Source organism: Saccharopolyspora tripterygii (assembly GCF_054778355.1).
In genome coordinates this window covers 33,029-45,514 of record NZ_BAAGZP010000010.1, presented here as the reverse complement: position 1 = coordinate 45,514, position 12,486 = coordinate 33,029, and the positions used below count along the sequence as shown (strand labels likewise).

13 protein-coding genes are annotated in these 12,486 nt (G+C 71.6%); all 13 read right to left on the bottom strand.

Going from position 1 to position 12,486, the window contains the following annotated elements:
* Window positions 1-42: 42 nt before the first annotated feature.
* Window positions 43-480 (bottom strand): PH domain-containing protein, encoded by a 438-nt coding sequence (locus tag ACYVF3_RS09965; protein WP_461153921.1) that lies wholly within the window; start codon window positions 478-480, stop codon window positions 43-45.
* A complete protein-coding gene (ribH, locus tag ACYVF3_RS09960; RefSeq protein ID WP_461153920.1) occupies window positions 477-977 on the bottom strand; it encodes a 6,7-dimethyl-8-ribityllumazine synthase in 501 nt (166 codons plus the stop codon). Before ribH ends, ACYVF3_RS09965 begins: the two co-directional genes overlap by 4 nt.
* Before the next feature lie 137 nt (window positions 978-1,114).
* Window positions 1,115-2,413 carry a bifunctional 3,4-dihydroxy-2-butanone-4-phosphate synthase/GTP cyclohydrolase II gene (locus ACYVF3_RS09955; protein WP_461153919.1) on the bottom strand — a complete coding sequence of 433 codons (1,299 nt, stop codon included), beginning with the start codon at window positions 2,411-2,413 and terminating at the stop codon, window positions 1,115-1,117.
* Window positions 2,410-3,069 carry a riboflavin synthase gene (locus ACYVF3_RS09950; protein WP_461153947.1) on the bottom strand — a complete coding sequence of 220 codons (660 nt, stop codon included), beginning with the start codon at window positions 3,067-3,069 and terminating at the stop codon, window positions 2,410-2,412. The genes ACYVF3_RS09955 and ACYVF3_RS09950 overlap by 4 nt, the downstream gene beginning before the upstream one ends.
* 49 nt (window positions 3,070-3,118) lie before the next feature.
* Window positions 3,119-4,138 carry a bifunctional diaminohydroxyphosphoribosylaminopyrimidine deaminase/5-amino-6-(5-phosphoribosylamino)uracil reductase RibD gene (gene ribD / locus ACYVF3_RS09945; protein WP_461153918.1) on the bottom strand — a complete coding sequence of 340 codons (1,020 nt, stop codon included), beginning with the start codon at window positions 4,136-4,138 and terminating at the stop codon, window positions 3,119-3,121.
* A gap of 34 nt (window positions 4,139-4,172) precedes the next feature.
* Window positions 4,173-4,853: a ribulose-phosphate 3-epimerase gene (gene rpe, locus ACYVF3_RS09940; protein ID WP_461153946.1), complete on the bottom strand. Its 681-nt coding sequence runs from the start codon at window positions 4,851-4,853 to the stop codon at window positions 4,173-4,175.
* Window positions 4,854-4,934: 81 nt separating this feature from the next.
* Complete coding sequence (locus ACYVF3_RS09935) at window positions 4,935-6,353, bottom strand: amino acid permease (protein ID WP_461153917.1); 1,419 nt, start codon at window positions 6,351-6,353, stop codon at window positions 4,935-4,937.
* A gap of 214 nt (window positions 6,354-6,567) precedes the next feature.
* A complete protein-coding gene (locus tag ACYVF3_RS09930; protein ID WP_461153916.1) occupies window positions 6,568-6,975 on the bottom strand; it encodes an OsmC family protein in 408 nt (135 codons plus the stop codon).
* A gap of 105 nt (window positions 6,976-7,080) precedes the next feature.
* A complete protein-coding gene (locus tag ACYVF3_RS09925; protein WP_461153915.1) occupies window positions 7,081-7,524 on the bottom strand; it encodes a nucleoside deaminase in 444 nt (147 codons plus the stop codon).
* 16 nt (window positions 7,525-7,540) lie between these two features.
* A complete protein-coding gene (locus ACYVF3_RS09920; RefSeq protein WP_461153914.1) occupies window positions 7,541-8,950 on the bottom strand; it encodes an RsmB/NOP family class I SAM-dependent RNA methyltransferase in 1,410 nt (469 codons plus the stop codon).
* Window positions 8,947-9,870 (bottom strand): methionyl-tRNA formyltransferase, encoded by a 924-nt coding sequence (gene fmt / locus ACYVF3_RS09915; protein ID WP_461153913.1) that lies wholly within the window; start codon window positions 9,868-9,870, stop codon window positions 8,947-8,949. Before fmt ends, ACYVF3_RS09920 begins: the two co-directional genes overlap by 4 nt.
* Window positions 9,871-9,872: 2 nt before the next feature.
* Entirely contained in the window at window positions 9,873-10,418 is a 546-nt protein-coding gene (gene def / locus ACYVF3_RS09910; protein WP_461153912.1) for a peptide deformylase, read from the bottom strand.
* 210 nt (window positions 10,419-10,628) lie between these two features.
* Window positions 10,629-12,407 carry a gamma-glutamyltransferase gene (gene ggt, locus ACYVF3_RS09905; protein ID WP_461153911.1) on the bottom strand — a complete coding sequence of 593 codons (1,779 nt, stop codon included), beginning with the start codon at window positions 12,405-12,407 and terminating at the stop codon, window positions 10,629-10,631.
* Window positions 12,408-12,486: the final 79 nt, after the last annotated feature.

Here is a 12,486-nt window from a genome sequence, read left to right as displayed (position 1 = left end):
ATCGCGTCGGCGATCACCGGGGCTCTCGTGGTCTCGGGCCGGTCAGGCGTCGATCGAGCGGCGGAGTTCGCGGAGCTCGCGCATCGCGGTGACCGCGTGGTTCCCGTCGGTGGCCTGGACGGCCATGATCGGGACGTACTCGTCCTCGGGCAGCTCCACCCGCGCCCACGGCGCTCCGTCGGGGAACGTGACGCCCTGCACCAGCTGCCACGGGATGCGCTGGGTGCCGATGATGTTGCGGACCTCCAGGCCCTCGGCATCGGCTCGCAGTCGCGGCCTGGTCAGCAGCATCACGCCGGAGGCCAGCAGCAGGCCGAGGAAGCCCATCGCGATCTGGTCGGAGACGTTGAAGACCACCCCGGTCGGGGTGTCCCGCAGCAGCGTCCCGACCAGTGCGAACACTCCCACCAGCAGGATCGCGATCGGGATCGCGACCCGGCGCACCTTGCGCGGGCGCACGTCGACGGTTGCAGCGCTCACAGGAACCCCCGGTCGCCGTCGGCTCCGCCGCGCAGGTCCCGCAGCACGAGCGCCGTCTCCAGCGCCGCCGCGGTGGCCTCGAACCCCTTGTCCTCCACCGAGTCGGTGAACCCGGCTCGCGCCTCGGCCTGCTCCAGCGTGTCGCAGGTCAGGACGCCGTTGCCGACCGCCGTGGACTCGTCCAGCGACACCCGGGTCAGGCCCTGGGTGACCGAGTCGCACACGTACTCGAAGTGCGGGGTGCCACCGCGGATGACCACGCCGAGCGCGACGACCGCGTCGTGCGAGTGCGCCAGCTGCTGGCACACGACCGGCAGCTCCACCGAGCCGGGCACGCGGACGACGGTCGGCTCGGCGATGCCGGCTTCCTTGGCCGCTTCCACGGCTCGTTCGAGCATCTGCTCGACCAGGTGCTCGTGCCAGCGGATCGCCGCGATGCCCACCTTCAGGTCGCCGGCCTCGGGCACGCTGACCCGCGGCCTGCCTTCCCCGCTCATGACTGTTCCGCCTCTCCGCGCTTGTCAGTGGTGGTTGCGTCGCGGCCGGACCTCGCGTGTGGAGGTTTCTCGTGGCCGTGTTGCATCACGGTCCCCTGAGGTGCTGTTTTCAAGAGCTCCTGCTGCTTCGACGAGCCTCAGGCCGTCACTCCCGTGTCGCCGGCGATCGAGGAGTCCTCACCGTCGTCCAGATTGTCCAGCACGTGCCCCATCCGGTCGCGCTTGGTCCGCAGGTAGCGGATGTTCTCCGGGTTGGGGCGGATCGGCAGCGGCACGCGGTCGACGATCCGCAGGCCGTAGCCCTCCAGACCGATCCGCTTGGCCGGGTTGTTGGTCAGCAGCCGCATCGACTTGATGCCCAGGTCGCAGAGGATCTGCGCGCCCTGGCCGTAGTCGCGGCTGTCCACCGGCAGGTCCAGGGCGACGTTGGCGTCGACGGTGTCGGCGCCGTCGTCCTGCAGCTGGTAGGCCTGCAGCTTGTGGATCAGCCCGATGCCGCGGCCCTCGTGGCCTCGCATGTAGAGCACGACGCCGCGTCCGGCCTCGGCGACCTGCTCCATCGCCGCGTCCAGCTGCGGACCGCAGTCGCAGCGCAGCGAGCCGATGACGTCGCCGGTCAGGCACTCGGAGTGGACCCGGACCAGGATGTCCTCGCCGTCGCCGATGTCGCCGTAGACCATCGCCAGGTGCTCGATGCCGTCGAGCGTGCTGTCGTAGCCGAAGGTCCGGAACGTGCCGTGCACGGTCGGGATGCGCGCCTCGGCGACGCGCACCACCTGCTTCTCGAAGCGGCGGCGGTAGGTGATCAGGTCGGCGATGGTGATCAGCGCGAGGTCGTGCTCGTCGGCGAAGACCTCCAGCTCGTCGCGCCGAGCCATGTCGCCCTCGGCCTTCTGGCTGACGATCTCGCACAGCGCGCCCGCGGGCCGCAGGCCCGCCATCCGCGACAGGTCCACCGACGCCTCGGTGTGCCCGGGCCTGCGCAGCACACCGCCGTCGCGGGCGCGCAGCGGCACGACGTGGCCGGGGCGCGTCAGGTCCTTCGGGGTGGCCTCGGCGTCGGCGAGCACGCGCAGCGTCTGCGCGCGGTCGGCCGCCGAGATCCCGGTGGTCACGCCTTCCGCCGCGTCCACGGTGACCGCGTACGCGGTGCCCTTGCGGTCCTGGTTGGAGTGGTACATCGGGGGCAGGTCGAGGCGGTCGCAGTCCTCGGCGGGCATGCCCACGCAGATGTAGCCCGAGGTGTAGCGGACCATGAAGGCCACCAGCTCAGGCGTCGCCTTCTCCGCGGCGAAGATCAGGTCGCCCTCGTTCTCGCGGTCCTCGTCGTCGACGACGATCACGGCCTTGCCGGCCGCGATGTCGGCCAACGCCCGCTCGATGGTGTCGAACTTCTTCGTGCTCACCGTTTCCGAAACCTCGTCCTCGGGGTTCATCGCGCCTCCCTGCTGCCGCCATTGTCCCCCGTCACCGCGGGTGCACCATGGTTCTGCTGAGCCAGCTGAGCTGCGGAGAGCCTTTCCAGGTGCTTGGCCAGCACATCCACTTCGATGTTCACTTCGTCACCCGCGGCGCGTCGGCCGAAGGTCGTCAGCTCCTTGGTGGTGGGGATCAGCGCGACGGAGAACCGCGCGGGCTCGCCGTCGGCGATCTCGGCGACGGTCAGGGACACGCCGTCGACGGTGATCGAACCCTTCTCCACCAGGTAGTGCGCGAGGCAGCCGGGGAGGTCGAAGGAGGTCAGCCCGGTGGCCTCGTCGGTGTCGCGCAGCACGGCGGTGCCGTCCACGTGCCCCTGCACGATGTGCCCGCCCAGGCGCTCCCCCAGCGCCATGGCGCGTTCCAGGTTGACCCGCTCACCAGCGTCGACGTGCTTGAGGGAGGAACGGCGCAGCGTCTCGGAGACCACGTCGACGGTGAACGAGCCGGCCTCGGTGGTGACCACGGTCAGGCACACGCCGTTGACCGCGATCGAGTCGCCGTGCTTGGCGTCCTGGGTGACCACCGGACCGCTGATGGTCAGCCGCGAGCCGTCCTCAAGGGGCTCCACGGACTCGATGGTGCCGAGTTCCTCGACGATCCCGGTGAACACTGCTGCCTCCTGCCTGCCCTGCGGGCCTCGCTGCCCGCCGCTCAAGGACTCAGTCCTTCGGGACCGCGCTGATGCGCACGTCCGGGCCACTCATCGTCGTCTCTTCGATTCGCAACCGCCATGCTTGCGAGATGCTTCCCACCCCGGCATTTCCCAGCGCTGCGGGTCCTGATCCCAGCAGAGCCGGTGCGATGTAGGCCAGCACGCGGTCGACCAGTCCCACATTCCAGAAGGCGCCGGCCAGGGTCGGCCCGCCTTCCAGCAGCACGTCGACCACGCCGCGCCCGGCGAGCTCGGCCAGCGCCGCGGCGGGGTCACCGCCGGGCAGGCGGAGCGTGTCGGCCGCGTCGTCGAGCACCCGGGCCTCCGGTGGGAGGTCGCGATCGCCGATGACCACCCGCAGCGGTTGCCGCTCCAGCAGCGCGCCGTTCGGGTCGCGGGCGGTCAGCTGCGCGTCGTCGGCGAGGATCGTCCCGGTTCCCGCGATGATGGCGTCCATCGCGGCGCGCACCCGGTGCACCTCGGCTCGGGACTCCGCCGAGCTGATCCACTTGCTGGTGCCGTCCTCGGCCGCCGACCGTCCGTCCAACGTGGCCGCGTACTTCCAGGTCACGTGCGGGCGTCCGGTGTGGACGAAGTGCAACCACGCCCGCAGCGCCCCTTTCGCGACCTCGCCGGCGAGCAGACCACTGTGGACGTCGACTCCGGCCGCCCGCAGGATCGCGGCACCGCCGGAGGCCGACGGGTTCGGGTCGGAGACCGCGTGCACGGTGCGCGCGATCCCGGCGGCGCGCAGCGCGTCGGCGCACGGCGGGGTCCGGCCGGTGTGCGCGCAGGGTTCGAGGGTGACCACGGCGGTCCCGCCTTCGGCGCGGGAACCGGCTTCGCGCAGGGCGTTGACCTCGGCGTGCGGGCCACCGGGCGGGCTGGTGGCGCCGACACCGGCGACCTCACCGCGCGCGTCGAGGATCACGCAGCCGACCGGCGGGTTCGGGCTGGTGGTGCCGCGCACCCGCTCCCCGGCCTCGATCGCGGCGCGCATCGCCCGGTGCTCGACCTCAGCGGTCATGGCGTGCTCCTCGGGCGATGCGCGGCGGTGGTGATCAGGCCCGGGCTTGGGTGAAGGCCGGGGTGGCGGTCCCGCGCAGCGCCTCGATGGCCTGCGCCGGGTCCTCGGCGTTGTAGACCGCCGAGCCCGCCACGAAGCAGTCGACGCCGGCTTCGGCGGCCTGCTCGATGGTCTCGGCGTTGATGCCGCCGTCGATCTCGACGAGCAGCTTCAGGTGGCCGGTGTCGACGAGCCGGCGGGCCTTGCGGGCCTTGTCCAGCACCTCGGCCATGAACTTCTGGCCGCCGAAGCCGGGCTCGACCGACATCACCAGCAGCGTGTCGTAGTGCTTGAGGATCTCGACGTAGTCGTCGAAGTCGGTGTTCGGCTTGATCGCCAGGCCCGCTTTGGCACCCGCGGCGTGCAGGTCCTTGGCGAGGTTGACCGGGTCGCCGGCGGCCTCGGCGTGCACGGTGACGTTGTGCGCGCCCGCCTCGGCGTAACCCGGCGCCCAGCGGTCCGGGTTCTCGATCATGAGGTGGCAGTCGACCGGGATGTCCGTGGTCTTGAGGATCGACTCGACGACGGGCAGGCCGAGCGTGAGGTTCGGCACGAAGTGCGCGTCCATCACGTCGACGTGGAGCCAGTCGGCCCGCTTGCCGGGTTCTCCGCCCACGGCGGAGATCTCGTCGGCGAGCCGGGCGAAGTCTGCGGAGAGGATGGAAGGCGCGATCATCGGCTGGTTCGACACATGCGCGAGTTTAAATCCCCCGCCACCGCGCCGACCTCACGCCCTCCTCCGATGGAGGCGTCCCCGTCACGAACGGTCGCCGGGGGCACCTTTCTCGGTCAAGCCCGGCTTCGCGCGGTTGATCGCGTAGTAGGCGACGCACAGCACCACCAGGAACGGCACGCCCGCCTTCCACGCGGTGTTGAACTGCTCGGTGAACGGGGTCGTCAGCAGCACCGCCGCGACGAACAGCATCGCCAGCACGGTGGTCACCGGAGCGCCCGGCAGCCGGACCGGCGAGGGGTCCAGGCCCTGGGCCGCGCGGCGGCGGCGGAACACCAGGTGCGAGGCGAAGATCATCAGCCACACCACCAGCGCCGCGAACAGCGCCAGGCCGATGAGCAGCGGGAACGCGCTCTCCTCGGTGAACACCGCCAGCGCTGCGGCCAGCGCCAGTCCCACCGCCGAGAGCACCAGCGCGCGGCGCGGGACCCCGTTGCGGCTGACCCCGGCGAACCACCGGGGCGCGTACCCGTCGAGCGCGAGCGAGTGGGTCATGCGGGCGGTCAGGTAGAGGTTGGTGTTCATCGCCGAGAGGGCCGCGGTGAGCACCACGAAGTTCATGATCCCGGCCGCGGCGGGGATGCCGACCATGCTGAACAGCCGCACGAAGGGGCTCTGCGTGACGTCGTCGGACGAGGAGATCTGATCCCACGGCAGGATCGAGACGACCACGAGCATGCCCATCACGTAGAACAGCGCGAGCCGCAGCACGGTGCTGCGGGCGGCGCGCGGCACGTCGCGGGCGGGGTCGCGGGACTCGGCGGCGGTCATCGACACCGCTTCGGTGCCCAGGTAGGAGAAGGTGACCACGGTCAGCGCGAGCCACACCGCGCCGAGGCCGTTGGGCAGGAAGCCCCCGTGGTCGGTCAGCGCCCCGACACCAGCGGGCGCGTGACCGGGCAGGCCGAAGACGATGTAGACGACGCCGAGCACCACGAACACCACGATGGTGATGACCTTGATCATGGCGAACCAGTACTCGAACTCGCCGAAGAAGCGCACGGCGGCGAGGTTGACCGCCAGCATCAGCGCGGAGAAGCCCACGACCGGGACCCACAGCGGCAGGGCCGGGTACCAGAACTGCAGGTAGAGGCCGGCGGCGATGACCTCGCTGCCGATGTTGACCACCTGGGCGGCCCAGTAGATCCAGCGCGAGATGAAACCGGGCAGTCCGCCGAGGTATTCGCGGATCACCGCGCCGAAGCCGCCGGCTTCGGGATGCACGACGACCATCTCGGCGAGGGCGTAGGCGAGCGCGAGAGCGGCGAAGGCCGCGACGGCGTAGGCGATGATCACCGCGGGTCCGGCGATGGAGATCGCCAGGCCGGATCCGAGGAACAACCCCGTCCCGATGGCACCGCCGATGGCGATCATGCCGACCTGGCGCCCGGAGAGCGCCCGGCGCAACCCGGACCGCTGTGCCGGTGCGGTGTCCTCAACCACCTGTGCTGCCTCCTGCTCGTGGCCCGACCGCTTCGGACATCCGAGCACCCTACGACGCCCAGTCGATCACGAGCCCCCCAGGATGCGAAACAGTTGCCAACGCCGGAGGACTCCGGGCCGCGGAGGCAGTTCCCAGTTTTAGTCCAAACTGAGCCGACATTTCGGACATGATCATGGCTCGGTTTGGACTAAAACTGGGAACTGGCGAGGTGGCTCAGCGCGGGAGCGTGAGGTTGATGGGGGTGGACTCCTCCACCGAGCGGCTGACCGTGCAGTACTTCTCGATGGCGCGCTGCACCGCGTTCAGCACCTTGTCGCGGTCCTCGACGCCGTCGAGGTCGGCCTCCAAGGAGACCTGGATCTCGGCGAACTTGTGCTCGTCCTCGGGGCTCTTCGTCCGGTCGGCGCGCGCGACCAGCTCGGCGTCCTCACCGATGCGCCGGACGAACAGATTCTCGCTGGTCACGGCCGAGCACGCGGCGACGGCGGCGAGCAGCAGCTCACCTGGGGTGAACGCGCCGGGAGCTCCGTCGAGCCCGACGGCGACCTCGGCACCCCGGGAGTTGGTCGCGGTGAAGGCGTGCGAGCCGGTGCGGGTCACTTCGACCGGAGTGGAGGACATGCGAACCACCTGTCGTTCGATCTCTGGGCCGCCCAACCCTCATCGACCGGGCGTGCTCCGGTCAACCGGGCCGCGCCCGGCGATGTTCCCCCTGAGACGACGGTCTCAGTCCTCGCCGATGTCCTCGTTCCACAGCCGGGGGTGCGCGGCGATGAACTCGGTCATCATCCGGGTGCAGCCGGGGTCGTCGAGGACGACGACGTCCACGCCGTGCTCGGCGAGCCAGTCGTGACCGCCGTGGAAGTTGCGGGCCTCGCCGATGACGACCCGTCCGATGCCGAACTGCCTGATCAACCCGCTGCAGTACCAGCACGGCGAGAGCGTGGTGACCATCGTGGTGCCGCCGTAGGAGCGCTGCCTGCCCGCGTTGCGGAAGGCCGCGGTCTCGCCGTGCACCGACGGGTCGTCGTCCTGCACGCGCCGGTTGTGGCCGCGCCCCAGGACGTCGCCGCCGGAGCCGATCAGCGCGGCGCCGATCGGGATGCCGCCGGAAGCCAGACCGGACTCGGCCTCCTGCACGGCGACCTTCAACCACTCCCGGTAGTCCACTTCGGACCTCCCTTCGTCAGACCCGGAACAGGGCGCAGAACATCGCGTCGGTGCCGTGCTTGTGCGGCCAGAGCTGCACGCCCGGGCCGTCGCCGAGGTCGGGCACGTCCGGGAAGTGCTCGCGGGCGTCGAGCTGGGTGACGCCGGTGCGGCGCACGACGTCGGCGACCACGCCTTCGGTCTCGGGCAGGTGCGGCGAGCACACGACGTAGCCGACGACGCCTCCTGGGCGGGTGAGCCGGATCGCCGAGGTGAGCAGTTCGCGCTGCAGCTTGGTCAGCTCGCCGACGTCGCCGGGCTGTCGCCGCCAGCGCGCCTCCGGGCGGCGCCGCAGCGCGCCGAGCCCGGTGCAGGGCGCGTCCACGAGCACCCGGTCGAAGCCGGGTTCCAGCCCGGGGTCGCGGCCGTCGCCGGTGTGCACGGCGACCGACAGGCCTTCGGTGGCCGTGCGCACGAGCTCGGCCCGGTGCTTGGCGGGTTCGACGGCGTCCAGCGTGCCGCCGTCGAGGGTCACCAGCGCGCCCAGCAGCCCGGCCTTCCCGCCGGGCCCGGCGCACAGGTCGAGCCAGCGCAGGTCCGGGCCCTCGACCTCGGGCTTGGTGACCGCGAGGCTCACCAGCTGGCTGCCCTCGTCCTGGACGACGGCGAAGCCCTCCTGCACCGGTTCCAGGTCGCCCGGGTCACCGGCACCGGATTCGAGCCGCACCCCGTAGGGCGAGTAGGGCGCCGGGTCGCCGCCGGTGATGGCGGCGAGCTCGTCGGAGCTGATCTCCCCGGGCCGAGCGGTCAGGTGCACGGCGGGGCGGGCGTCGTCGGCGGCCAACGCCTCTTCGAGCTCGTCGAGCCCGAGGGCGTCGGCGAAGGCCTGCGCGATCCACTTCGGATGCGCGTGCTTGGCCGCCAGGTAGCCGATGGGGTCCTTGGAGCGGTCCGGGGCGATCTTGTCGACCCACTCCTGCTCGTCGAACTCCGCGGCGCGCCGCAGCACGGCGTTGGCGAAACCGGAGAGCTTGGAACCGTTCTCGAACCGAACGATGTCCACAGTGGAGGCGACAGCGGCGTGCGCGGGAATCCGGGTGCGCAGGATCTGGTACACCCCGACGCGCAGCGCGTCCAGCAGCTTCGGGTCCATCTCGGACAGCGGGCGGGTGCTGCACTCGTCGATCACCGAGTCCAGCAGGCCTTGCGCCCGGCACGCGCCGTAGGTGAGCTCGGTGGCCAGCGCCGCGTCGCGACCGGACAGGCGGCGCTGCTTGAGCAGCGGTGGCAGCGCCAGGTTCGCGTACGCGTCGCGCTCCCGGACCGCGCGCAGCGTCTCCACCGCCACCAGCCGCACCGGGTCGACGTCGACCGGTCGCGGGTTGGCCTTGCGCTGCGGCGGTCGGGCCTTCGACGGGCGGGAGGGCCGTCGGCGGCGTTCGTTCACTGGAGCTTTTCTCCTTGCTCGATGCGTGTTCCGCGGGCCCAGTCGGTGGCGGCCATGCGCTTCTTGCCCGCCGCCTGCACGTCGCTGAGCGCGACCGCGGTCGTGCCGGTGCCCACCAGCACCCGCCGCTTCCCGGCCCTGATCTCGCCGGGCGGCAGCGTCTCGTCGGTGATGCTCACCGGGCCGAGCTTGAACCGGTCCTCGCCCAGCAGCGCCCACGCCCCGGGTTCCGGGGTGACGGCGCGGACGAGCCGGTCGACCGCTGCGGCGGGCGCGGTGAAGTCGACCTTGGCGTCCTCGACCGCGACCTTCGGCGCGTAGCTGACGCCGTCGGTGGGCTGCTCCTCGGCCCGGACGCTGCCGTCCTCGATGCCGTCGAGCGTGGCCGCCAGCAGCCCGGCTCCCGAGATCGAGAGCCGTTCCAGCAGTTCACCGGAGGTGTCGGTCGGGCGGATCTGCTCGGTGACCACGCCGAAGACGGGCCCGGCGTCGAGCTCGCGGACGATGCGGAAGGTGCTGGCACCGGTGATCTCGTCGCCGTGCCGGATCGCCGACTGCACGGGCGCGGCGCCGCGCCACGCGGGCAGCAGCGAGAAGTGCAGGTTGACCCAGCCGTGCTCGGGGATCGACAGCGCTTCGTCGCGCAGCAGCGCGCCGTAGGCGACGACCGGGCAGCAGTCGGGGCCGATCTCGCGCAGCCGCGCCAGGAACTCCGGTTCGGAGGCCTTGGCGGGCGTGAGGACCTCGATGCCGTGCTCGTCGGCGAGCGCGCCGACGGGTGAGCGCAGGAGCTTGCGGCCTCGACCGGCGGGCGCGTCGGGGCGGGTGACGACGGCGGCGACCTCGTGCCGGTCGGAGTCGATGAGCGCTCGCAGCGCGGGGACGGCGGGCGCGGGGGTTCCGGCGAAGACCACGCGCATCCTCAGCGCCCTCCGAACAGCGGGTGCGGGTTCTGCTTCATCACCGGGACGGCGCCTTCGAACCAGGAGGCCTGACGGATCTCGCGCATCGCGGTCTTGCGGGTCTCCTCGTCGAGCCGGTCGAGGAACAGCACGCCGTCGAGGTGGTCGCTCTCGTGCTGGATGCAGCGCGCCAGCAGGTCGGTGCCCTCGACCTCGATCGGCTCGCCCTGCAGGTTCCAGCCGCGGGCGACCACGTGCTTGTTGCGGAAGCAGTCCCAGGACATGCCGGGGATGGACAGGCAGCCCTCCTCGCCGAGCTGCCCGTCGTCGCCGACGGCGGTCCAGGTGGGGTTGATGAGGTGCCCGGCGAAGCCGTCGCAGTGGTAGGTGAACACGCGCAGGCTCACGCCCAGCTGCGGCGCGGCCAGCCCCGCTCCGCCCTGGTCCTCCATCGTGTCCCAGAGGTCCTTGACGAGGGTGCGCAGCTCCTTGTCGAAGTCGACCACCTCGTCGGCCTTGGTGCGCAGGACGGGGTCGCCGAAGAGTCTGATCGGCTGGACGGTCACCTGGTCTCCCTGAAACGTCGACTACGACCCGACGAGTCTAGTCGCCGGACGCGCACCTCGACCGACCGCCGCGCCCCGCCCCCGCACCACCCGAACGGCACCACCCGACCCGCGCAATTCGAATGTCGCGCGAGATTCGAGCCCGGAAGTTCCCGGTCGAATGTCGCGCGACATTCGAACACCCCGCTGGGAGCGAAGAGTTTCAGCTGGTCAGGGGGCTGGGATGACTACTCCGGCCGCGCCGCCGCCTCGGCGGTGGGGTTCCGCCGCGGCGAGCCAGCGGCCGTCGGGCAGGAGCTCGACGCCGGTGGCGGCACCGATCTCGTCGGTGGCTTCGAACCGGTGCCCGAGCGCTTCGAGCTTCGCCGCCTCGGGCTGGGCGAGGAACGCGGGTTCGGCGTCGGTGGTGGCGCTGTTGCGCTGCGAGGCGCGGGGTTCGGCGATCGCGTCGACCAGCGGCAGCCCCCGGTCCAGGCGTCCGGTGAGGGTCTGCAGCACGGTGGTGATGATCGTCGCCCCGCCGGGACTTCCCAGCGCCAGCACGGGCTTGCCGTCGCGCAGCACGATCGTCGGGCTCATGGAGCTGCGCGGCCGCTTGGACGGTCCGGGCAGGTTCGGGTCCGGCTCGCCGGGGGTGACCGGGGTGAAGTTGAAGTCGGTGAGCTCATTGTTGAGCAGGAACCCGCGCCCCGGCACGACGATCCCGCTGCCGCCGGTCTGCTCGATGGTCAGGGTGTAGGAGACGACATCGCCGCTGGCGTCGGCGACGGTCAGGTGCGTGGTGTTGGGCCCCTCGTAGGGCTCGCGACCGCCGCGACCGCCCGCGCAGTCCTGCGGAGCCGCGGGGTCGCCGGCCTTGACCGGCGCGGGCAGCGCGGCGTCGTCGCTGATCAGGCACTCGCGGGAGGCTGCGAACTCGTCGCTGAGCAGCCCGTCGGTGGGCACGTCTGAGAACGCCGGGTCGCCCACCCAGCGGTTGCGGTCGGCGAACCCGAGCTTGCTGGCTTCCAGGTACCGGTGCAGGTAACCGGCCTTGTCGGCGGCGGCGAGATCACCGCGTTCGAGGATGTTGAGCGCTTCGCCGACGGTGGTGCCGCCGGAGCCGGAGGGCGCCATGCCGTAGACGTCGAGCCCCCGGTATCCGGAGTGGGTCGGTTCCTGGTCGAGGGCCCGGTAGTCCTGCAGGTCCGATGCGGTCATGGCACCGGGCCGGACGTGGCGCCCGGCGGCCGGGTCGACGGGCGGGTGGTTGACGGTGCTGACGACGTCGGCACCGATGTCGCCGGAGTACAGCGCCTGCACGCCGTCGGCGCCGAGCTGCCGGTAGGTCTCGGCGAGGTCAGGGTTGCGGTGGACGCTGCCGACCGCGGGCGGCTGCCCGCCGGGCAGGAAGAGGTCGCGGGTGGCGGGGAAGGCGCTGAAGCGGTCCTGGTTATCGGCGGTCTGCGAGCGGAAGGTCTCGTCGACGACGAAGCCCTCGCGCGCGATCTTCTCGGCCGGGCGCAAGACGTCACCGAGGTCCTGGCGGCCCCACCGGTCCAGGGCGCGCTGCCAGGTCAGCGGCGTACCGGGGACGCCGACGCCGAGTCCGCTGGTCACGGCGTCGTCGAAGGGGATCGGCTGCCCGTTCTCCAGGAACAGGTCCTCGCGCGCTGATGAGGGCGCGGTCTCGCGGCCGTCGATCGTCTCGACCTCGCCGGTCGCGGAGTCGTAGTGCACGAAGTACCCGCCACCGCCGACGCCTGCGGAGTAGGGCTCGGTGACTCCGAGCGCCGCGGCGGTGGCCACGGCCGCGTCGGCGGCGGTGCCTCCGCGGCGCAGGACCTCCAGGCCGGCTTCGGTGGCGTCGGGGTCGACGCTGGAGACCGCCCCGCCGAAGCCGACGGCCTCGGCCTGCTTGGGCGGTTCGGAAGGCGCCGCCTGCGCCACCGGTGCCACCAGCGCGCACACCCCGAGCACGCTCAACCCCACCCGAACGCTCGACCGCATCGTCTCCGAACCTCCTGCGTCTTCTGCTGTAGGGGCGCGCCGCTGAACCGCGCGCCGCCCATGGGGATACATCACCGGC

What these genes read in the sequence shown, in the direction of transcription:
- ACYVF3_RS09955 (WP_461153919.1), bottom strand. Translation starts at nt 2,413, where the DNA reads ATGAACCCCGAGGACGAGGTTTCGGAAACGGTGAGCACGAAGAAGTTC.
- rpe (WP_461153946.1), bottom strand. Translation starts at nt 4,853, where the DNA reads ATGATCGCGCCTTCCATCCTCTCCGCAGACTTCGCCCGGCTCGCCGAC.
- ribH (WP_461153920.1), bottom strand. Translation starts at nt 977, where the DNA reads ATGAGCGGGGAAGGCAGGCCGCGGGTCAGCGTGCCCGAGGCCGGCGAC.
- ribD (WP_461153918.1), bottom strand. Translation starts at nt 4,138, where the DNA reads ATGACCGCTGAGGTCGAGCACCGGGCGATGCGCGCCGCGATCGAGGCC.
- ACYVF3_RS09930 (WP_461153916.1), bottom strand. Translation starts at nt 6,975, where the DNA reads ATGTCCTCCACTCCGGTCGAAGTGACCCGCACCGGCTCGCACGCCTTC.
- ggt (WP_461153911.1), bottom strand. Translation starts at nt 12,407, where the DNA reads ATGCGGTCGAGCGTTCGGGTGGGGTTGAGCGTGCTCGGGGTGTGCGCG.
- fmt (WP_461153913.1), bottom strand. Translation starts at nt 9,870, where the DNA reads ATGCGCGTGGTCTTCGCCGGAACCCCCGCGCCCGCCGTCCCCGCGCTG.